The organism is Microbacterium sp. 1S1 (assembly GCF_008271365.1).
In the GTDB taxonomy this organism is placed as follows: domain Bacteria; phylum Actinomycetota; class Actinomycetes; order Actinomycetales; family Microbacteriaceae; genus Microbacterium.
This window is the reverse complement of sequence record NZ_CP043430.1, coordinates 352,356-371,917: the sequence shown is the minus strand read 5'-3', so window position 1 is coordinate 371,917 and position 19,562 is coordinate 352,356. Positions and strand designations below refer to the sequence as shown.

Genomic DNA, 19,562 nt, shown 5'->3' with positions numbered 1-19,562 from the left:
GTCAGCGTCCCGTCTCGGCCATGAAGGCCGGCTCGGTGGCGGTGTCGAACGTGCGGGCGACTCTCGCGCCGTCCGCATAGTCGATCTCGAACAGCCGATGCTCGACCGGGCCGCTGAGGTACGCGCGGTGCTGATCGGCGATCAGTGTCGGAGAGGCTCCCGCGGACAGCGACTCGGCGACCAGGGGGGCGGTCTCGGCGAGCACGGCCCCGTCGGCGGCGCGGAGCACCAGCACGCGGCCGTCCTCGGTGAGGGCGAGCACGTGTCCGTCCTCGTCGTGGACCGCGGTCACCTGCACCACCGGCGACGGCGCCGTCAGCAGCGTCCACGCGCGCTGCCGGGTGTCGAGGAGCCGGATGTCGGTGGGGCCGGCCAGGCCGGCGACCGTCGGCCGGCCCTCGCGGTTGTCGAACGCCGTGACCCCTCCCGTCGCTCCATGGGGGAAGGGGACGCGCTCGACGGCCAGCTCGCCGTCCTCGACGACTGCGAGCAGGGCGCCGTCCGCACAGCCGATCACGGCGCCCACGCGGGTCGTCCGGGAGCCCGAGGGTGCAGCGCAGGGCTCCTCGAGACCGGTCGGCTCCCCGGTCGAGGTGTAGCCGACGACTTTCGTCGCCGTACCCTGCTCGCCGTCCGTCACGAGGGCGAAGGAGCCCACCGGGACGACGAGCCCGTCGTGCGGTTCGCGCTGCAGCCGGAAGGACTCGCGGATCTCGCCCTTCGACAGAGCCTCGGTGTCCAGCAGGACGGCGGCTCCGGAGCCGGCGAAGAAGATGCCCGTCCCGCCCGTCGTGGAGCTGTTCGTCGTGGCGATCGTCGCAGCGCCGTCTCCTGACACCGTGCCGAGCAGTGCGGACTCCGCCCGGTAGTAGTGGAAGTGATCGACGTGGTCCCAGGTCCACACGCCGCTGTCGACGATGTCGACGCCGTCGCCGGTGTCCGCGAACAGGTACCGGCCATCGGTGGTCATCCCGGTCGGAGCATCGACCGTGCCGAGCTCGCTGATGGTCTCGTCGAGGAGGTCCAGGTGCGTCACCACGCCCGCAGGATCGATCGTGGTGAGGCCGAGCGGCGGTTCGGCGACCTCCTCTGCTCCGGCGATCGCGCCGTGACCGTCGGCTGCCGGGGAGGAGCCGGTCGGGAGGGACGTCGAGGGTCCGGCACAGGAGGCGAGAGCGAACGCCAGCGCGGCGAGGGCGGTGACGGGGACGAATGGGGAGCGCACGGGGGCCTTTCGAGAGGAGTCAGGAAGCGGGGACGGAAGAGGGGCGCGAGCCGTCGCGTGCGGACGGTCTCAGCGCGGTCACCGTGGTGCGCGCCGCCCAGGACAGGACCGCGAGGCCGATCGCCGCGGCGGCGACGGAGGCCCCGGCGGCGGTGGCCGCATACCAGGAGACGAGGAGGCCGAGCAGGACCGCGACGACGCCGAACGCGGCGGCGAGGATCATGCGGGACGGGATCCGAGACGTCCACGGACCGGCAGCGGCCGCCGGGGCGAGGAGGAGACCGACCACGAGCATGGAGCCGACGGCTTGGTAGGAGGCGACGACCGCCAGGGTCACGAGACCGACGAGGGTGGCCTGAGCCAGCCGCGGGCGGAGGCCGAGCACCGAGGCGATCCGCCCGTCGAGCGCGAGAGCGACGAGCGGTCGGTGGGCGACGACCGTCACGGTCACGCCGATGGCCGCGGCGGCGGCGAGTAGAAGCAGGTCGGCTGCGGTGATCGCGAGGATGTCGCCGAAGAGGATGGCCGTCGCATCCGTGGCGAAGCTGCCGGAGTGGGAGACGATGATCACGCCGAGCGCCAGCATCGAGACGAAGAGCAGTCCGATGCTCGTGTCGTAGGAGAGCTTCGCGCGGCGCTGGAGCGCCCCGATACCGATGCTCATGGCGACGGCACTGAGCGCCCCGCCGACGAGCACGGGGGCTCCGAGCACCGTGGCGAGGGCGACGCCCGGCAGCATCCCGTGGGCCAGGGCTTCGCCGAGGAACGCCATCCCCCTGACCACGACCCAGGTGCCCACGACCCCGCAGAGGATCGCGACGAGGGCGCCGCCGATCAGCCCGCGCTGGACGAAGTCGAGCGTGAACGGGCTGATCAGGGCGACGGAGGGTGCGGTCACGAGAGGTGAGCCTATGCGTTTTTGAGAATGATTATCAAATTCATAAACTGGAGTCGTGCAGACGACCACAGGGACCCTCGACGCCCGCATCCGGCTGGACGCGGTCGACGTCCTCTACGAACGGCGGGAAGCGCTGCGCGGCGTCGACCTCGACATCGGACCGGGCGAGCTCGTCGCCATCACGGGCCCGAACGGTGCCGGAAAGTCCACGCTCCTCGAGGTGGTCGCGGGCGTTCGCGCCCCCACACGGGGCCGGCGACTCGTGGACGGCCGGATCGCGTTCGTGCCCCAGCGGGCCGCAGTCTCGCCTCGCCTCCCCCTGACCGCGCGAGACGTGGTGGAAGTCGGCACTTGGGGGCGGCGGAGAAGCGGTCGGCGATCGCGGCGGAGCGTGGACGAGGCGATGGACAGGACGGCCGTCTCCTCCCTGGAGCGGATCCCGTTCGCCGCGCTGTCGGGCGGGCAGCAACAGCGCGTGCTCCTCGCCCAGGGGCTCGCGGGCGAAGCCGACATCCTTCTCCTCGACGAGCCGACATCCGCGCTCGACGCGGACTCCGTCGCGCGGGTCCGCGGGGTCCTGCGCGCGGAGGCGGAACGGGGTGCTGTCGTCCTCTGTGTCACGCACGACGGGGCGCTGGTCGCCGATGCCGCACGTGAACTCGCCCTCCGTGACGGCGCAGTCGTCCCGGCAGACGAGGGCTCCGTCAGCGCAGGTACGCGTCGACCATGAGTGCTCCGCGGATGTCGCGGAGCCGGTCGATGATCCGGGTCACGCCCGCGGCGCCGACGGTGGCGAGCTGAAGGTCGAACGGACCGAGCGGCTCGAGCGGCCCCAGCCGCACCCGCACGACCTCCCATCCCGCGCCGCGCACCGCCCGGTCCTTCCGGAGGTCGGTCTGCTGCCGTCTGCCCACGTGCTCGAGGCCGTGCCGGCCGACGGTGTCGTACTCGATCGCGATCCGCAGCTCCGGGAGCAGGATGTCCGGCCACACCTCCGTGTGCTGGAAGAAGGGCCGCGCCACCTTGATGGCGTTGACCCCGCCCGTGAAGAGCAGGTGTTCTCCCAGCGCGTGGCGGAGCCGGGCCTCGGCGGCGGAGGCGGGAGCCGGTGCGCAGGTGCTCAGGAAGGCGGTGCCGGTCGGCAGATCGGGGGTCTTGCTGCAGACGGCGCGTGGTGCCTTCTTGGGCCGCGCCGGGATCGCGCGTGCCTCGCCGAGGACGACGGGCTGCGGCCGGGCGAGCGCGGAGCACTCCGGGCACCACGACGAGCGGCGCCGGACCCGGCCGGGACGCTCGCGCTGCTCCGTCGGGGTCGCGGCGAACAGATGCCCGACGCCGCACTCCCAGCACAGCAGCACGTCGGCCGCGAGCGGGATCTGCGAGAGCGCGATCCCCTGATTGAGCTCGGGGTGGTACTGCCGGATCAGCTCGGGATAGGCCGCCCACGCCGCCCGGTACGTCCCGACGGCGTAGGGCACGTCGAGGCCCCGCGAGAACTGACGTCTCGACCACCACTGCTGCACGGGCTCCGGCACGACAGGGACGGTAGACGCCGCCACCGACATCGCGGTTCCCGCGCGTCCGAGGGCGACGCGACGAACCCCCGGGTCCCTCAGCTGCGGCGGCGCCGACGCGAGGCGAGGAAGGCGCCCAGCAGGACCGCGGCCAGAGCGCCGAGGAGCACCAGCGGCGACACCGGCTGCCCGCCGGTCGAGGGCAGCGCCCCACCGGACCCGCCGCCTCCGCCGTCGTCGCCACCCCCGCCGTCGGGGTCGCCGCCTCCCCGTTCGCCGTGTTCGTGAGGAGGAGCTCCGCGACACCGACATCGCGGGAGACCGTGGTCGGGAGCGCCACCCGCCCATCCGCGTCGGGTTGCAGGACCTCGCCGTCGACGCTCCACTGCGGTTCTGACCAGGCGAGGCCCGGCACGGAGGGTGGTGCCGCCTCCCGCACCTTGAGGATCGTCCCGACGGGGAAGTACGGCGAGAGGATGGTGGCGCCCGGCTCGATCTCGACGCGGGACTGGGGCACCTCGTTGGCCCACCAGTCGAAGGCGAAGGCCGTGCCGGGCGGGAGGGAATCGGTCCCCTCGACCCGCTTCGTGAGCGCCCAGCGGGTCAGCTCCACCGCGGAGTTGGTGACCTGCAGTGCGGGCGCGTCGCGGAATCCGATGACCAGACTGCTCTGAGGCGACCAGGTCACCTCGCTCCAGTCGAAGTTGGGCGGGAGCGCGGCGTCGTCCGGAGCGGGCTCGGTCAGCTCCACGGTCGTCCCCAAGGGGAACATGACCGGTTCGCCCGCGTCGTCGAGCGGCGTCGCGGGAGTGCCGTCGGCGGGAACCGTCATGGTGCCGGTGACCGGCTCGCTCTGTCCCGGGATCCGGGCGGTGTACTCGACGGTGAACGAGTCGACCAGAAGCTCATCGGCGTCGATCCCGGCGAGGTCCTTCACCACGGTGAACGTGTTGGTGAGGAGAGTGCCGCTGTTCCGGAGGGTCGTCGAGACGACAGCTGCGCCGTTCTGTCCGATCACCACCTGCGCGGGTTCGAACGCCGCCGCCCCCCACCTCATCCGGGGGAGCGCCGGGGCGGGCAGCTCCTCGAACGTCACAGTCGTCCCCGCAGGGAAGAGGATCGGCTCGCCGGCGTCGTCCCGCGGGGCACGCGGAGTGCCGTCGCCCGGCACCCGCATGGTTCCGCGTTGGACCTCACCGGTGGGGAGCGTCGCGGTCCAGCGGATGGTGAACTGCAGGCCGCTCGGCACGCTCTCGGGCGGGATGCCGGCGAAGGCCTTGGACACCTCGAACGTCCCCTGACGGAGCTCGTTGTCGATGTCGATGAGGATGTCGCCGGTGGCGGGCAGCGGGATCTCGACGATGGCTGTCTCCAGCGGTCCTGCCCCCTCGAAGTTCGCGGGGCGGTATTGCGTCGTCTCGCCGCCGGAGGTCACGGAGACGACCGGGGGGAGCCACCCGGCAGGGTCGACGGGTTCGCCCTCGAAAGTCGGGATGAGTTCGGCGAGACGCAGAGTGTCGGCCCCGGACTCGATGTCGTCGAGAGCGGCGGGTTCGCCCACCGGGAGCGTGAGCTGGGTGCGGGTTCCGGGCGGGTCCGTGTTGTACGAGATCGCGTACTCGTAGCCCGCGTCCGACGCCCCGCCCTCCGCGGACTTGACGATCGTGATGGATCGTTCGGAAGCAGCAGGGGTCACGGCGTTGACCAGCTCGACCGCGACCGTGCCGGTGTCCCTGATGACGAAGACCCGCCGCGGTGACCAGTGCGATCCCGCCCATTCGTAGCCGTCGGGCGGATCGATGCCCGACAGGTCCTCGGACAGCACGATCACCGTGCCGACGGGGAAGGCGACGCCCACGTCGACGACCGTCGAGTCGACCGGCACGTCGAGGGTCCCCGCGCCGATCTGCTCGCCACGGAACGTCGCCGTCCACGAGACGGGGACGGTGGCCTGAGACGGCGGTCCCGGTTGACCGCCGGAGACGTCGTCGATCGATTTGACGATGCTGAAGGTGCCGGTCTGCGCGGTGGCGGTATTGGTCACGACGACCTGCGCGGTCCCGGTACCGATGGTCAGCGGGTCCGGGTCGATCACCGGCTCGCCCCACTCCCACCCGGGGACGCTCTCCGCCTCGATCTCCTCGAACTCGACGACCGTGCCCAGCGGGAACTGTTCGCCCGCGAGCACCGGGCTGCCGTCCGCCGGCACCTCCAGGGTACCCACCGTGGTCTCGCCGTCGGGATCGGTCGCGAGATAGTTCACGGTGAACGTCGCGCCTTCCGGGAGGTCCGCGGCCGTGATGCCGGACAGCTCCTTGCGCACGGCGAAGGTCCCCTGATCCGCCGCGCACGGGACTTCCCCGGCGAACAGGAAGGAGTGCGTCTCGCCGCCGTCGAGGACGACGTTCCTCCCGATGACCTGCCCGTCGAGGGGGGCGGCGTTGACCGTCACCGATGCGTCGGGAGCGTAGATCGAGCCGTCGATCCTCGCCTCCGCCGCGCGCACCGTGACATCGCCCGAGAGCGAGGACAGATCCCACATGATGTACGGCGAGAAGGCGCCCTGCGGATCGGCGCGCGCTCCGATCACCTCGGTCGTCCCCGCCGGCACACGGATGATCAGCGGGTTGGAGGCGCCCGGCGTGGGCCCAGGGGAGAACTGGATGAGCGCGGTGCCGGCGATGTCGGCGTAGTCCAGGACGTTCGGCTGGTCGGCGCTCAGCGGCGCGAGCACCACACGACTGCCGGCGTCTTCGGCGACGGTGACCGGGGAGCCCAGGCCGGCGGCCGGGTCCGCGATGTCGGCGAGACAAGTCTGCGCCTCCTGCCAGGAGGCGTCTCGGTTCGCCTCGACGTAGTCGGCGACGGCGGTGGCGGAGGTGTCGACCGTGTAGATGCTCCCGCCGCCCGCGGTGCCGGTGGGGGGAGCCGCGTCCGCCGGGTATCGCTGGTGGGTGGCATCGATCAGCGGTGTCTGATCGGGGTTCGCCGGGTTCTCGTTCAGCCGCAGCCAGTCGGCACGCGGGAAGGCCTGCCAGGGGCCGTCCCGCTGGACCATCTTCAGGTCGCCCAGCAGGTCAGGATCGGTGGTGCCGGCGCTCGTGATCGCGAGGATGCCGGTGCTGTCCGGGCTGTAGCGACCGACGAGGAAGCGCGTCGGATCGCCGTCGACCACGGGGAGGTCGTAGTCGCCGGTCCCTGCGGAGACGTGGATGATCGTGTACTGGCTCGCGTTCGCCGGGGCGACCGTCGCGGTCCGGCCGACGGCGATGCTGCCCTCGGTCTCCTGGTTCCGGATCAGCGCGTCGTCGCGGGCGTAGACGGTGAAGCCACCCCCGACCGCGAACGGGTTCACGGATTCCGGGAAGTCGGCAGCGGCGGGAGCAGGGGAGGACACCGCCATCGCGACCGCACCCGTGGCGGCCAGCACGGCGGCCGTGACGAACGCGGCGACGCGCCGGAGGGTCGGATGAGCGTGTTCGGCCATGAGCGGGGCCCTCTCGCGAATGCCCGGCACCCCCTGCGCCGGGCCGATACGGCTCAGTACACCAGGTCAGCGAGGCTCTCGGATACCCCCTGTCGCGGATCGCACGATCGATCGGGGCGCCTGGCTCGGATCCCGGCGTAAGAGTCACCCGGGTGAATCCACGCGGACGTCCTCGTCACGTGCCGAGGCCGCGCCTAATGTCGGTGGCGAGACCGGTGCCTCTGCGCGCGTGGAGAGCATCTCCGAACGCAATCGAAAGCAGGACAACCATGGCTGAACTGATCGTCATCTCCTACGACACCGAGAGCGACGCGGAGGGCGCCTACAACCGCGTCCAGGCGCTGCAGGACGACCTCGTCGTCGAACTCGCCGGCCTCGCCCTCGTGAAGGTCGACGGCGAGGGCAAGACCAAAGTGGAGTACCCGGGCGCCGGGAGCAGGATCGGCCTCGGCGTCGCGTCCGGCGCGCTGTTCGGTGCGCTGATCGGCATCCTGTTCTTCATCCCGGTCGCCGGTCTGGTGTTCGGGGGCCTGCTCGGGGCCCTCTTCTCCGGTCTCGACAAGACCGGCATCGACGCCGAGTTCCGTGACCGCGTGAAGTCCACCGTGACGGCCGGGAAGTCCGCCGTCGTCATCTACGCGCTCAAGCTCACGGAGGACAAGTTCGCCGAAGCCCTTGCCCCCTACAACGGCACCGTGGTGCAGACCTCGCTGTCCAAGGAAGACGAGGCCGAGCTCATCAGAGACCTCGGCGGCCACTGACTCCACCCGCTGCGTCCGTCGAGGCTCCGTCCGGGCGGGCGCATCGTCCTCTCCGGCGCCGGGAGGAGCGGCGCTCAGCGGCGTACGCGGGCCCTGGCCTTCGCGACACCGGCGAGCGTCGCCCGCACGGGGGTCCCGAGGTACAGGCCGAGGGAAGCGCCGGAGGCGAGGACGATGCCGATCACCGCCGCGTCGATGAGCGATCCGCCGACGGTGAGCATGCCGGTGGAGCTGCCCGCCGCGTGCACGACCTCGAGCAGGCCCTGGAACACCGCGACACCGGGCACGAGCGGGACGATCGCCGCCGTGGTCACCGCGACGGAGGGCACGTGCAGGTTGTGCGCGATGAGCATGCCGATGAAGCTCGCCAGCAGCGCTCCGACCGCGCTCGCCGCGGCAGGGTGCAGCCCGACGGCGACGGTGCCCGCATAGCCGGCGAGGGTCACGGCGCTGAGCAGGGCGCTCACGAGGATGATGCGGAGCCCCGCCCCGTTGAACACCGCCACGGCGACCGCGATGATGATCGCTCCGGCGAACTGGCCCAGGAGCGGCCCGAACGGAGCCGGGTCGTCCGGCAGCCCCATCGTGAACCCGAGCACTCCGCCCAGTTCCAACCCGACGAGGATGCCGATCACGACCCCGAGGGTCTGCATCGTGAGGTCGAGGATGCGTCCGCCCGCGGTGAGCGCGAAGCCGTCGATGGCATCCTGCGCGGCGCCCACCACGGTGAGTCCGGCGAGCATGAGCACGATGCCCGAGGCGACGATGATGGACGGGCGGATGCCGACGAACGGCTCGACACCCGCGCTTCCGAGAGCCGACACCGCCACCGCGACCACCGTGGTGACGAAGCCTCCCGCGATCTGGCTGAAGAACAGCGGCACCCGGAGTCGGGCCAGGCCCGCCTGGGTGAGCGCCGCGCCGAGGGCGGCGACGAAGGTGAGACCGACGATGAGCGGAGATGCCCCGAGCATGATGCTCACCCCGACCGCGAGGAGCGCCCTGGCGACGATCACCACGGGCTGCTGATAGCGGAAGGGCACGCGGCGGATCACTCGGAACGCGGTGCGCGCGGACTCCAGGTCCAGTCCGCCGTCGATGTCGGCGACGAGCGCCTGCACCCGCTGCAGCTTGGCGTGGTCAGGGGCGGCGACCCGCACGACGCGCACGAGCGTCTCCGGCCAGACCTCGCCGCTCAGGTGGAAAGAGACGGTGATCGAGTTGTAGGTGACATCGACCTGCACACCTTTCAGGCCGTACGCCTCGCACACGCGTGTGATCGCAAGAGTGACCTCGTGAGCGGACGCCCCGACCGCGAACATCGACTCGCCGATGCGCGTCGCCAGGTCGAGCACGCGCGGCACGGTGTGCTCGTCGATCACGGGCATCGCCTCGGTGTGAGCGACCGCGGACGGATCGGTGTGCAGCAGCCGGCGGACGGAGAGGAGCAGTCGCTGGGAGGAACGCGCGGACATGAGTCCCATTCTCCCGCGGTGCGAAGCCGCCCCCGTCCGGAGGCCGCGTGTCAAGGCCCGGCGGCAGCTCCGATCGGACCTCTAGAGTGGGCTTCGCCGTGCAGCGCCCGATGACGCGGCAGGAGGATTCGACGATGACGGATGACTCGCTTCCCACGGAGGCGCTGCTCGACGGTCGCTACCACCTCCGGGAGTGCGTCGGGCAGGGCGGGATGGCCCGGGTGTACCGCGCGGAGGATTCCCTTCTGGGGCGCACCGTCGCCATCAAGATGCTCCGCGCCGAGACGGAGGAGGGAGCGGCCTCCGAGCGGGCCCGCGGCGAGATGACCGTGCTCGCGTCACTCAACCACCCGGCGCTGGTCACCCTGTACGACGCGCAGCTCCGTCCCGGACGCGCCGAGTACCTGGTGATGGAGTTCGTCGAGGGTCCGACCCTCGCGGCGCGGATCGCTCAGGGACCGCTGCCCCCGACCGAGGTGGCTGCGCTCGCCGCGGATCTGGCGGAGGCGCTGCACGTCGTGCACAGCGCGGGCATCGTGCACCGCGACATCAAGCCCTCCAATGTGTTGCTCACCGGTAGCGCACTCGCTGGAAGCCGCTCGGGCGCGAAGCTCGCGGACTTCGGGATCTCCGTGCTCGTGGACGCGGCGCGGCTGACCTCCCCCGGCACGGTCATCGGGACCGCGGCCTACCTCGCCCCGGAACAGTTGAACGGCGCCCCGCCGGCGCCCGCCGCCGACATCTACGCGTTGGGCTTGGTGCTGCGGGAAGCGCTGACGGGAGAGCGGGCGTTCGCCGGGGCCGAGGGCATTGGGGCGACGCTGGCCCGCCTCATCGAGGCGCCGGAGATCCCCGCATCGGTGGGTCCCGAGTGGGGTGCCCTGCTCCGGCGGATGACCGCGACGAACCCCGACGAGCGGCCGAGTGCGGCCGGCGTCTACGCGGCGGCGTCCGAACTCTCGCACGACCCCGCGAAGCCCCCGCGGCCCCGCATCCCGGCTCCGATCGCCGCCGCGGCCTACGCAGAGCAGGCGGCTGCGACTCCGTCCGGGGCGACGCGCACGCTCGTGCTGCCCGTGGGGCCGTCTCTCGCCGCCGACGAGACGGCAGCCCGGACCGGAGCGGCGGTACCCCTGCCCGAGAGCGGCCGACAGCGAGGGACGCGGCGCCGTCGGGGGCGGCTGGCGGGCCTTGTCGCGGCCGCGGTCGCGGTCACGGTCGCCGGGACGCTCTGGGCGGCGGGCGCTTTCGCTCCGGACCCGGGGGTGACGCCGGTCGACACGGAAACGACGCCGAGCTCGACGCCGTCGCCCGCCGTCGTTCCCGTGACCGTTCCGGAGGAGGCGGAGGAGCCGGTGACCCCGGCCGAGGCTCCCGCGCCTGCGCCCGGTCCGGAGGAGGACACGAAGGCGGACAAGACACAGAAGGACGCGGAGAAGGCAGCCGAGAAAGCGGCCGAAGCGCAGAAGAAGGCCGAGCAGGATGCGCAGAAGCGTGCTGAGGAGGCTCAGAAGCGCGCAGAGAAGGAAGCGGAGAAGGCCGAGCGCGACGAAGACGGCGACGATTCCCCGGAATGAGAGCCGCCGTCACGCTCCGCTCCGCTGCTCCCCTGTCAGACGGCGAGGTCGGCGAGCTGCGCGGAGGCGCTGCTCGACTCGTTCGGCTCGGGCACCAGATAGAGGCCCGTCGGCGAGTTGGCTGTGAAGGCCAACGCGTCCACCCACCGCCGGTTGATCGCCGGGGGCCTGCTGCCGAAGAACGTGAACACGATGTTGGAGTGCGCGTGCACCCAGACGGTCGTGCGTCCGCCGCCGACGGACGCGTCTTCCTTCCAGGAGAACGGCATCGGTTCGCCGCGGCGGAGCTTCGTCATCATGACGAGCTTGATGTGCGTGAGAGCGCGGTCCTCGATCTCGATCTTCGGACCACCCTCATAGATGAACTTGCCCATTCGATGGACCCTTCGTTCCATCTCCACAGGAACCCGTTGCCAAGAGGCGCAACCTCGCTGATCGCTGGTGGGGATACCTCCACGGTCTCACCGATGGGGGCGTCGCAACACCCCACCTTCGTCCAGCACCGGCTTCGAAGGTCAGATACGGCGGGGGCCGGGGCCGCTCTCGCCGAGGGTGTCCTCGGGATTCAGCAGACGGCACGCCTTGAGGGAGAGGCAGCCGCAGCCGATGCAGCCCGCCAACTCGCGCTGCAGGTGCTCGAGCTGGGTGCGTCGCTCTTCCAACTCGGCGCGCCAGCGCTTGGCCACGCGTCGCCAGTCCGCGTGCGAGGGCGGGGCGTCCACGGGCAGCGTCTGGAAGAGCTCCTGCACCTCACTGAGCGGGATGCCGATGCGCTTCGCCACGACGATGATCGAGATCCGTCGCAGCATGTGTCGGCGGTACCGTCGCTGGTTGCCGGGCGTGCGCGTCGAGGCGATGAGACCGAGCTGTTCGTAGAAGTGCAGCGCGGAGGGCGCGACTCCCGTGCGTCGGGTGACCTCCCCGATCGGGAGGAGATCGTCCGGTTCCATCCGCCGCCCTTCCGTAGACCTCAACAATAGTTGAGGGACGGCGGAGCGGTCAGCGCGACGTCGGGGGAAGCTTGTCCACGCCGTGGCGGTTCGGCTTGTCGGGCTCTGCCGCGGTCTCCGGCGACACGTCAGGGCTGTCGACGGGTGCGCCGGAGGTCGGGTAGTGCGGCTCGTCGATCTCGACGGCCTTGTCCCGCTCGTCCGCCGGGGGCAGATGGTCCAGGGGCTGCTTGATGTCATCGGGGTGGTGGCTCATGACCCCACGATGCGCTGTCCCGCGTGCGGCGCCCAGGGGGTTGAGATTCGGAGCGGGCTGTGGTCGTCATCCGCACTCGGATATCGTCGGACCGAGGCCGCGCCGCTGCGGCCGCGGGAGGCAGCATGGAGCACGTCGACACGATCGTCGTCGGAGCCGGGGTCGCGGGGCTCACCGCCGCGCGGCTGCTGCAGGACGCGGGGCGGACGGTGGCGGTGCTCGAAGCGCGGGACCGGGTCGGCGGACGGGTGCACACGGACCGCTCGGACGGTGCTCTCGACCTGGGCGCCTCCTGGATCCACGGCATCGAGGGCAGTCCCGTGGCCGCCGCGGCGGAGGCGTTCGGCATGCGGACGGTGGAGTTCACCGTCGGCGGGTTCCAGGTGGACAGCCGACCGATCGCGTACCACGGGCCCGACGGCCGCCCCCTCTCTGCCGAGGAAGCGCGAGCCTTCGCGGACGATGTCCACGCGGTGGACGCGGTGCTGCCCGAGGTCGTCTCCGTCTCTGCTCCTGACGCCTCCTACCGCGACGTCACGGAGGAGGCCCTCTCACGCCAGGGATGGAGCGCCGATCGCACGCAGCGGGTGCGCGAATACCTGGAGCACCGCGCCGAGGAGCAGTACGGCGCGTGGATCGAGGACCTCGCGGCCCACGGCCTCGATGACGACGCGATCGAGGGCGACGAGGTGGTGTTCCCGGACGGCTATGGCGTCCTCCCGGAACGCCTCGCCGACGGGCTCGACGTCCGGTTGCAGCATGTCGTCACCCGTATCGACTGGAGCGAGGACGGCATCTGGGCGCGGACCTCGGGCGGAGACTTCGCGGGCGACACCGTCGTGGTGACGGTTCCCGTCGGCGTCCTGCACGCCGGGACCCTGGAGATCGTCCCGCCCCTGCCGGCCGTCAATGCCGAGGCGCTCGCGCGGCTGCGGATGAATGCGTTCGAGAAGGTCTTCCTCCGGTTCCCCGAGCGGTTCTGGGCGGACGGCGTCTACGCCGTCCGGCAGCAAGGCCCCGAAGCGCGGTGGTGGCACTCCTGGTACGACCTGACCCCGCTGCACGACGAGCCGCTCCTGCTCACCTTCGCCGCCGGCCCCGCGGCGATCGCGACGCGCGACTGGAGCGACGGGCAGGTGCAGGAATCGATCATGACCCAGCTCCGGCGGCTGTACGGCGACGGGATCCCGGCTCCGGTGCGGATGCACCGCACGGCCTGGCAGGACGATCCGTACGCGCACGGCTCCTACGCCTACATGACGGTCGGCTCGACCACCGCGGACCACGATGACATCGCGACCCCGGTCGGCGGCGTGCTGCACCTCGCGGGCGAGGCCACCTGGACCGACGACCCGGCGACGGTGCCCGCGGCCCTGTTCTCCGGGCATCGCGCGGCGGAACGCATTCTCGGGCGCCCTGTGCCGATCGAGCGGCTCTGGACGGCGGAGTGAGTCGCGGCGACGGCGGCAGTGTGATCGTCGTCGCGCGCCCGGTCAACCCCCTGCGTCAGGCGCGTTCCGCACGCATACGCTCGTCGGACCGAACAGAGGAGGAGAGCATGAGCGACCCCCAGAACACGCAGGGTACCCCCGGTGCCGACGAGGAGGCCGACACGGCATCCGGCGGCGCTCCCGACGACAGCGGCGAGAGCACCGAGGACGTGCTCGAGCGTGAGACGACGGACGACGACGGCAAGCCCCTCGAGAACCCGTCCGGAGGCTGACCGCCGCACCGACCGAGGGTCAGCCGCGCCCCAGCTGGCGCGGCTACTCTCGGGTCATGCGCCGAATCGCTCTCGTCCCCCTGTTGCTCACCGCCGGGCTCCTGGCCGGCTGTGCCCAGGTCACCCAGGCCGCCGGTGACGCGTTCGGTGTGCCGGTGGCGGAGACCTGCACGGCCATCGACGACGCCTACGCGCAGTACCAGGCGCTGCTCGCCCAGGGCGATGTCTCCGCGGAGCAGCTCGATGCGGCGCGGGACGACCTCGTCGCGACGCTCGACGACGTCGCGGACGGAACGGAGGGCCAGCTCGGCGACCTCATCCGCTCCGGTGCCGATCAGCTGGGCGGCATGACCGACCTTCAGGCGCCGGAGGCCGTCGAGGCGATCGAGCGCCTCCACGACGGATTCTCCTCGTTCTGCGGCTGAGCCGACGCGCGCGGTCGCGTCGCCGCGTACCACTGCCGGAGCAATAGCACCATCAGCAGTACGTCGACGGCGTCTCCGGCGTAGAACATCAGTTCCGCCCCGATCCGCGCGTCCCCGACGTCGACACCCAGGGGCGGGTGTGCCCACACCCACTTGGCGAGGATCGAGTGCGCCGCGACGAAGACGATCAGGACGAGGGCGCGGACGGCGACCGACGCGCGATGCGGATCGGGGTCGAGTCGCACGATGCTCGCGGTGAACAGATACCCCGTCAGCAGCACGTGCAGGTGCACGGCGGCATGCAGCCAGGGCGAAGCGTGCAGGAGGGGGAAGAGGGGAGTGGTGTAGAGCAGCCACAGGCCCCCGATCGAGAGGATCCCGGCGACCACCGGATGCGTGAGCACCCGGATCGGATCGCTGCGCAGTACCCGGGAGAGAGCGCGCGCTGCGGTCACCGGCAGGGCGCGCAGGGCCAGCGTGACCGGACGCCCGAGCACGAGGAGGAGCGGCGCCAGCATCCCCACCATCACGTGGCCGGCCATGTGCACCGGGAAGCTGCTGTGGGCCAGAGCGGCGAACGGGCCGACCATGCCGACCCCGGCGCACAGCAGGCCGGCCATCCACGCGGCCGTCCGGGGCCGGGGCCAGGGGCTGCGATCCCGCGCGAGCCGCAGTCCGCCGAGATACAGCGCAGCGGCACCGACGAGGACGACGAGCGCGAGGAGGGGGAGGACGTCCATTCCCCCACCGCTCGCGTCGGCGTCGAGGCCCGGAAGCCGGGGCGGGTCGTGGTGCCCGTCGTGCCCTTCGCGCACGGTCATCACTCCGTCCGGACGGATCGGGTCCGCCACACCAGGAGGCTGCCGATCGCGAGGAGCACGATGGCGGACACGATCCACACGGTGTCGTAGAGCAGGAGTTCGACACCGTAGCGGATCTGATGGATCCGGAGGAGCTTGTGGTCGGCCACGCCGTCGAAGAGCTGGAAGAACCCGACACCGGCGATCACGGCACCGGCCCACCGCGTCCACCGCACCGGTTCCCGGCGGCGGACGTCGGCGAGGAGGAAGGCCCCGAGGATCGTGATGAACCAGCCGAACGCGTGGAAGAAGCCGTCGGAGACCAGGGCGATCTCGGAGGTCGACAGGTCGTAGAAGTGGTGCCAGTGCAGCACGAGATGGAAGACGAAGAGGTCGATCATCGAGGCGGCGATTCCGCAGCCGAACAGGAAGCCCGAGAGCAGCAGGCGCCGGTCGAGGCGGGAGCGGACTTCCGTGGTCATGGGGTCAGCGTCGTCCGCTCGGCCAGTCGGGGCGATGTCCTTGACCGCATCCCCGCGGTGAGGTAGACGCAACGATAGTTGCGAAACAGCAACTATCGGCGTATGGTTGATCTCGATCAACTTTCTATGCAGGAGCATTCCCCCGTGACACACACCTCATCCTCTTCCGAGACCGCGCGCTCGGCCCGCGAGGTCTTCACCGCGATCTCCGGCCTCATCGTCGGCATGTTCGTCGCCGTGCTCTCCGGCACGGTCGTCTCGACCTCGATGCCCGTCATCATCGCCGACCTCGGCGGCACCCAGTCGCAGTACACCTGGGTCATCACCGCGAGCCTCCTCGCGACCGCCGTCTCGACCCCGATCTGGGGCAAGCTGGCCGACCTCGTCGACCGCAAGGTCCTCATCCAGATCTCGCTCATCCTCTTCACCGTCGGCACCGTCATCGCCGGCTTCTCCACCGACACGAACATGCTCATCGCCGTCCGCGTCGTGCAGGGCATCGGTGTCGGCGGCCTGATGTCGCTCGTCATGATCGCCGTCGCCCTCATCATCTCCCCGCGCGAGCGCGGCAAGTACATGGGTGTCGTCGGCGGCATCATGGCCCTCGGCACCATCGGCGGCCCGCTGCTCGGCGGCGTGATCACTGATGCGTGGGGCTGGCGCGCCAACTTCTTCGTCGGCGTCCCGTTCGCGATCGTCGCCCTCGTCCTGCTGCAGTTCACGCTGCACCTGCCCAAGCCGCAGCGCGACACCAAGGTGTCCATCGACTACTTCGGCATCGTCCTCCTCGCCGTCGGCGTCTCGACGCTGCTGATCTGGGTCTCCATGGGCGGCAACCAGTTCGACTGGGACTCCGGCACGAGCATCGCGCTCGCCGTGACCGCGGGTGTGGCGATCGCCGCCTTCGTCGCGGTCGAGTTCTTCGTCAAGGAACCGATCGTCCCGATGTCGCTGTTCCGCAACCGCACCTTCACGCTGTCGGTCATCGCGTCGATCGCGATCGGCGTCTCGATGTTCGCGACCTCGGTCTTCCTCGCGCAGTACTTCCAGCTGGCCCGTGGCGCCACGCCGACCGAGTCCGGTCTGATGACCATCCCGATGATCATCGGTCAGATGGGCGCGTCCATCATCATCGGCCAGCTCGTGAGCCGCTTCGGCAAGTGGAAGGGCTGGATGGTCACCGGCTCGATCCTCGCCACGATCGGCGTGAGCCTGATGGCGACCCTGCGCTACGACACCCCGTTCACCCTGGTGGCCGTGTACATGTTCGTCCTCGGCGCGGGGCTCGGCATGGTCATGCAGAACCTGACCCTCATCGTGCAGAACGACACGGCTCCGCAGCAGCTGGGCGCGGCCTCGTCGAACGTCAACTTCTTCCGCACGATCGCCGGCACCATCGGTGTGACGGTGATGGGGTCGCTGCTCTCCACGAGCGTCGCCGACTTCATGAAGGACGGCCTCAAGGGCTTCACCCCGACCACGCCCGACGAGATCAGCGCCCTGGAGCGACTGGGTTCGGGTGACGTGCCGAAGGTGGGCGAGCTGCCCGACACGATCCGCACGATCGTCGAGAGCGCCTACGGGCACGGCATCGCGGACGCGTTCATCCTCGCCATCCCGCTGGCCGTGATCGCGATCATCGCGATCACGTTCATCAAGAACAAGCCGCTGTCGACCAAAAACGCCGCGGAGCAGCTGCGCGAGCAGGCCGAGGAGTCCGTCATCGAGGTCTCCGAGGCGGAAGTCGGGGCGAACCTCTCGACCGGGACGATCCGGACCGGGCAGGCCGAGCCGGCCGCCACCACCGGTGCGGTGAGCGTGCTCGAGCGCGAGGATCGGAAGCGGGAGCGCTGACATGATCTCGTCCGAGGCGGTCGTCACCCCCGACGTCGACACCGCCCTCAGCGACCTCCAGGCGCATCTCAACCTGATCTTCGCGCGGACCCGGTCGCTGTGGAAGGAATCGGCGTCCCGGGTCCACCCGGAGCTGCAGGTCGCCGGGTACAAGCTGCTCACGTTCATCGATCGCGCGGGCTCGGCCAGCGCGCACGAGCTCGCCGAGCGCTTCGAGATGGACAAGTCGGTCGTCAGCCGCCAGGTGCGCATGCTGGAGGATCTCGGTCTGATCGCCTCGGTGCCGGACGAGCGCGACGGCAGGCTGCGGGTGCTCACCGCGACGCCCGCCGCCTGCACCGCGCTCACGGCCGTCCGTCGCGAGTACGGCACGCGGCTCCGCGCGGTCATCGACCAGCTCACGCCCACCGAGGTCGAGGCCGCATCCAAGGTGTTCCGGCTCCTCGCCGAGGTCTGAGCGAAGCCCCGCCGCCGCAACCGGCCGCGGGGCTTCGCCGTACACTGGCGGCATGAGTGCCTCGACCGTCGACCCCGCCGGCGCCGAGGCGTCCGACCCGACGGACGGCGCCGCGATCGACGATCTCGACCAGGCCGTCGCCCGCGTCGAGCATGAGCTCGGGCGCCTGTTCGCCCGCATCCGCGTCGGCTGGCGGGAGGCCGCCGCCACTGTGCACCCGGATCTGCAGCCGCTCGGGTACCAGGTGCTGACCTCCATCCTCACCGGGCGGGCGACGACGGCGGGAGCTCTCATCGAGCGGCTGCAGACCGACAAGTCCGCCGTGAGCCGGCAGGTGCGTCAACTCGAGCAGCTCGGGCTCGTCGAGAGCATCCCGGATCCCGAGGACCGCCGGGCTCGCGTCCTCGTCGCCACGCCACTGGCCGAGGAGCGTGTGGCCCTCGCCCGCTCCCGGTACGAGGGGCGCATCGGCGAGCGTTTGCGCGGCTGGACCGCCGCCGACCTCGACCACTTCGCGAACCTCGTCGCCGACCTCGGCGGTTGATTCACGGGAATACAGTGGCGGGCGGGGGCCTTGGTCCCTCTGTGACTCTCTTCGATCCCGCCGACTTCGGCTCGCTGCACCTGTCCAACCGCGTCGTGATGGCGCCGCTCACCCGCACGCGCGCGGACGCCGACGGCGTGCCGACCGCGATGGTCGAGGAGTACTACCGTCAGCGTGCGGGACAGGGGCTGATCATCTCGGAGGGCGTCTGGCCCGTTCTCGAGGGCAAGTCGTACCCGGGGCAGCCGGGCATCGTCACCCCCGCTCAGCTCGAGGGATGGCGACGCGTGGCCGACGCCGTGCACGCGGAGGGCGGCACCATCGTCATGCAGCTCATGCACGGCGGTCGGGTGGGCCACCCGGACATCTCGGGGGAGCCTCGCGTCGTCGCGCCGAGCGCCCTCGCGGCCCCCGGCCAGACACGCACGCTCGCGGGCAAGGCCGATCTGCCCGTCGCGCACGCCCTCACCCTCGCGGAGATCCCCGTGGTCGTCGAGCAGTTCGTCCAAGCCGCGCGCAACGCGATCGCAGCGGGCTTCGACGGCGTCGAGGTGCACGGTGCCAACGGCTACCTCGTCCATGAGTTCCTGTCCCCGGTCTCCAACGTCCGCGATGACCGGTACGGCGGCTCGCCGGAGAACCGCGCTCGCTTCGCGATCGAGGTGACCACGGCCGTCGCCCACGCCGTGGGCGCCGACCGCACCGGCATCCGCCTCTCGCCCGCCCACGGCATCCAGGGCGTCATCGAGGACGACCCGACCGACGTGCTCGCCACCTACACCGCGCTCGCCGAGGGGCTGGCGCCGTTGGGTCTGGCCTTCGTCGACGTGCTGCACGCGGAGCCCGCGGGAGAGCTCGTCCAGGCCATCCGTCGGGCGGCGGGCGCGCCGCTGATCGTCAACACCGGCTTCGGCGTCGAGACCACGCGCGCCGCGGCCGAGGAGCTGGTGGCGGAGGACTGGGCCGACGCGGTCGCGGCCGGCCGTCCCGTCATCGCCAATCCGGATCTCGTCGAGCGCTGGCGGACCGGCGCCGAGCTGAACGAGCCGCGCCCGGAGCTGTTCTACGGCTCGACGGCGGAGGGATACGTCGACTACCCGTCCCTGGAGGTCGCGCGCGCCGGCGAATGACGCG

At 71.1% G+C, this 19,562-nt stretch carries 20 protein-coding genes and 1 pseudogene; 10 read left to right on the top strand and 11 right to left on the bottom strand.

Annotated elements, in window-relative coordinates; all coding sequences use genetic code 11:
* Position 1: 1 nt before the first annotated feature.
* On the bottom strand, positions 2-1,225 hold the full coding sequence (locus tag FY549_RS01960; protein WP_149083590.1) for an ABC transporter: 1,224 nt from the start codon (positions 1,223-1,225) through the stop codon (positions 2-4).
* Positions 1,226-1,244: 19 nt separating this feature from the next.
* Positions 1,245-2,123 carry a zinc ABC transporter permease AztB gene (gene aztB / locus FY549_RS01955; RefSeq protein ID WP_200839011.1) on the bottom strand — a complete coding sequence of 293 codons (879 nt, stop codon included), beginning with the start codon at positions 2,121-2,123 and terminating at the stop codon, positions 1,245-1,247.
* Positions 2,124-2,178: 55 nt separating this feature from the next.
* On the opposite strand from aztB, the gene FY549_RS16670 reads away from it, so the two are divergent.
* On the top strand, positions 2,179-2,853 hold the full coding sequence (locus FY549_RS16670) for a metal ABC transporter ATP-binding protein (protein ID WP_200839010.1): 675 nt from the start codon (positions 2,179-2,181) through the stop codon (positions 2,851-2,853).
* On the opposite strand, the gene FY549_RS16665 is transcribed toward FY549_RS16670, so the two are convergent.
* From FY549_RS16665 to FY549_RS16660, 3 genes and pseudogenes are all read right to left on the bottom strand, one after another.
* Positions 2,828-3,658, bottom strand: a complete 831-nt coding sequence (locus FY549_RS16665) for a zinc-ribbon domain-containing protein (protein WP_149083588.1) — start codon at positions 3,656-3,658, stop codon at positions 2,828-2,830. The genes FY549_RS16670 and FY549_RS16665 overlap by 26 nt on opposite strands.
* A 77-nt stretch (positions 3,659-3,735) precedes the next feature.
* Positions 3,736-3,807 carry a hypothetical protein gene (locus FY549_RS16895; protein ID WP_410428259.1) on the bottom strand — a complete coding sequence of 24 codons (72 nt, stop codon included), beginning with the start codon at positions 3,805-3,807 and terminating at the stop codon, positions 3,736-3,738.
* Between the two features lie 458 nt (positions 3,808-4,265).
* A pseudogene (locus tag FY549_RS16660) lies at positions 4,266-7,040 on the bottom strand (DUF5979 domain-containing protein); the annotation flags it as partial.
* A gap of 353 nt (positions 7,041-7,393) precedes the next feature.
* Here FY549_RS16660 and FY549_RS01930 point away from each other — a divergent pair.
* A complete protein-coding gene (locus tag FY549_RS01930) occupies positions 7,394-7,885 on the top strand; it encodes a DUF1269 domain-containing protein (RefSeq protein ID WP_149083586.1) in 492 nt (163 codons plus the stop codon).
* A gap of 74 nt (positions 7,886-7,959) precedes the next feature.
* On the opposite strand, the gene FY549_RS01925 is transcribed toward FY549_RS01930, so the two are convergent.
* Positions 7,960-9,360, bottom strand: a complete 1,401-nt coding sequence (locus FY549_RS01925) for a threonine/serine exporter ThrE family protein (RefSeq protein WP_149083585.1) — start codon at positions 9,358-9,360, stop codon at positions 7,960-7,962.
* 134 nt (positions 9,361-9,494) lie between these two features.
* Here FY549_RS01925 and FY549_RS01920 point away from each other — a divergent pair, with 134 nt between their 5' ends.
* Positions 9,495-10,937: a serine/threonine-protein kinase gene (locus FY549_RS01920; protein WP_200838656.1), complete on the top strand. Its 1,443-nt coding sequence runs from the start codon at positions 9,495-9,497 to the stop codon at positions 10,935-10,937.
* A gap of 35 nt (positions 10,938-10,972) precedes the next feature.
* On the opposite strand, the gene FY549_RS01915 is transcribed toward FY549_RS01920, so the two are convergent.
* The 3 genes from FY549_RS01915 to FY549_RS01905 form a co-directional block, all read right to left on the bottom strand.
* On the bottom strand, positions 10,973-11,311 hold the full coding sequence (locus FY549_RS01915; protein WP_149083584.1) for an ATP-dependent DNA ligase: 339 nt from the start codon (positions 11,309-11,311) through the stop codon (positions 10,973-10,975).
* A gap of 141 nt (positions 11,312-11,452) precedes the next feature.
* Positions 11,453-11,887, bottom strand: coding sequence for a redox-sensitive transcriptional activator SoxR (soxR, locus tag FY549_RS01910; RefSeq protein WP_149083583.1), 435 nt, complete (start codon positions 11,885-11,887; stop codon positions 11,453-11,455).
* Positions 11,888-11,936: 49 nt separating this feature from the next.
* On the bottom strand, positions 11,937-12,143 hold the full coding sequence (locus FY549_RS01905; RefSeq protein WP_149083582.1) for a hypothetical protein: 207 nt from the start codon (positions 12,141-12,143) through the stop codon (positions 11,937-11,939).
* 125 nt (positions 12,144-12,268) lie between these two features.
* Here FY549_RS01905 and FY549_RS01900 point away from each other — a divergent pair, with 125 nt between their 5' ends.
* The 3 genes from FY549_RS01900 to FY549_RS01895 all read left to right on the top strand — a co-directional run bounded on the left by FY549_RS01900 (position 12,269) and on the right by FY549_RS01895 (position 14,291).
* The gene (locus tag FY549_RS01900) at positions 12,269-13,594 is read left to right on the top strand and encodes a flavin monoamine oxidase family protein (RefSeq protein ID WP_149083581.1); all 1,326 of its coding nucleotides are present in this window, start codon (positions 12,269-12,271) and stop codon (positions 13,592-13,594) included.
* A gap of 107 nt (positions 13,595-13,701) precedes the next feature.
* Positions 13,702-13,866, top strand: a complete 165-nt coding sequence (locus FY549_RS16410) for a hypothetical protein (protein ID WP_187614904.1) — start codon at positions 13,702-13,704, stop codon at positions 13,864-13,866.
* A 56-nt stretch (positions 13,867-13,922) separates the two neighbouring features.
* Entirely contained in the window at positions 13,923-14,291 is a 369-nt protein-coding gene (locus FY549_RS01895; protein ID WP_149083580.1) for a hypothetical protein, read from the top strand.
* Here the strand turns inward: FY549_RS01895 and FY549_RS01890 are convergent.
* Positions 14,225-15,142: a cytochrome c oxidase assembly protein gene (locus FY549_RS01890; RefSeq protein ID WP_259614175.1), complete on the bottom strand. Its 918-nt coding sequence runs from the start codon at positions 15,140-15,142 to the stop codon at positions 14,225-14,227. The genes FY549_RS01895 and FY549_RS01890 overlap by 67 nt on opposite strands.
* The gene (locus FY549_RS01885; protein WP_149083579.1) at positions 15,112-15,573 is read right to left on the bottom strand and encodes a DUF2243 domain-containing protein; all 462 of its coding nucleotides are present in this window, start codon (positions 15,571-15,573) and stop codon (positions 15,112-15,114) included. The genes FY549_RS01890 and FY549_RS01885 overlap by 31 nt, the downstream gene beginning before the upstream one ends.
* A gap of 126 nt (positions 15,574-15,699) precedes the next feature.
* Here FY549_RS01885 and FY549_RS01880 point away from each other — a divergent pair, with 126 nt between their 5' ends.
* Genes FY549_RS01880 through FY549_RS01865 form a run of 4 tightly spaced genes read left to right on the top strand, consistent with a single transcriptional unit; the run spans position 15,700 to position 19,558 of the window.
* Entirely contained in the window at positions 15,700-17,427 is a 1,728-nt protein-coding gene (locus tag FY549_RS01880) for an MDR family MFS transporter (protein WP_149083578.1), read from the top strand.
* A gap of 1 nt (position 17,428) precedes the next feature.
* Positions 17,429-17,884 carry a MarR family winged helix-turn-helix transcriptional regulator gene (locus FY549_RS01875; RefSeq protein WP_149083577.1) on the top strand — a complete coding sequence of 152 codons (456 nt, stop codon included), beginning with the start codon at positions 17,429-17,431 and terminating at the stop codon, positions 17,882-17,884.
* A gap of 52 nt (positions 17,885-17,936) precedes the next feature.
* Positions 17,937-18,428, top strand: a complete 492-nt coding sequence (locus tag FY549_RS01870) for a MarR family winged helix-turn-helix transcriptional regulator (protein WP_149083576.1) — start codon at positions 17,937-17,939, stop codon at positions 18,426-18,428.
* A 41-nt stretch (positions 18,429-18,469) separates the two neighbouring features.
* Entirely contained in the window at positions 18,470-19,558 is a 1,089-nt protein-coding gene (locus FY549_RS01865) for an alkene reductase (protein WP_149083575.1), read from the top strand.
* The last annotated feature ends 4 nt before the right edge of the window (positions 19,559-19,562 follow it).

Excerpts from the sequence above, each read along its gene's own strand:
- FY549_RS01930 (WP_149083586.1), top strand. The coding sequence starts at position 7,394 with ATGGCTGAACTGATCGTCATCTCCTACGACACCGAGAGCGACGCGGAG.
- FY549_RS01925 (WP_149083585.1), bottom strand. The coding sequence starts at position 9,360 with ATGTCCGCGCGTTCCTCCCAGCGACTGCTCCTCTCCGTCCGCCGGCTG.
- FY549_RS01920 (WP_200838656.1), top strand. The coding sequence starts at position 9,495 with ATGACGGATGACTCGCTTCCCACGGAGGCGCTGCTCGACGGTCGCTAC.
- FY549_RS01915 (WP_149083584.1), bottom strand. The coding sequence starts at position 11,311 with ATGGGCAAGTTCATCTATGAGGGTGGTCCGAAGATCGAGATCGAGGAC.
- soxR (WP_149083583.1), bottom strand. The coding sequence starts at position 11,887 with ATGGAACCGGACGATCTCCTCCCGATCGGGGAGGTCACCCGACGCACG.
- FY549_RS01905 (WP_149083582.1), bottom strand. The coding sequence starts at position 12,143 with ATGAGCCACCACCCCGATGACATCAAGCAGCCCCTGGACCATCTGCCC.
- FY549_RS01900 (WP_149083581.1), top strand. The coding sequence starts at position 12,269 with ATGGAGCACGTCGACACGATCGTCGTCGGAGCCGGGGTCGCGGGGCTC.
- FY549_RS16410 (WP_187614904.1), top strand. The coding sequence starts at position 13,702 with ATGAGCGACCCCCAGAACACGCAGGGTACCCCCGGTGCCGACGAGGAG.
- FY549_RS01895 (WP_149083580.1), top strand. The coding sequence starts at position 13,923 with ATGCGCCGAATCGCTCTCGTCCCCCTGTTGCTCACCGCCGGGCTCCTG.
- FY549_RS01885 (WP_149083579.1), bottom strand. The coding sequence starts at position 15,573 with ATGACCACGGAAGTCCGCTCCCGCCTCGACCGGCGCCTGCTGCTCTCG.
- FY549_RS01880 (WP_149083578.1), top strand. The coding sequence starts at position 15,700 with ATGCAGGAGCATTCCCCCGTGACACACACCTCATCCTCTTCCGAGACC.
- FY549_RS01875 (WP_149083577.1), top strand. The coding sequence starts at position 17,429 with ATGATCTCGTCCGAGGCGGTCGTCACCCCCGACGTCGACACCGCCCTC.
- FY549_RS01870 (WP_149083576.1), top strand. The coding sequence starts at position 17,937 with ATGAGTGCCTCGACCGTCGACCCCGCCGGCGCCGAGGCGTCCGACCCG.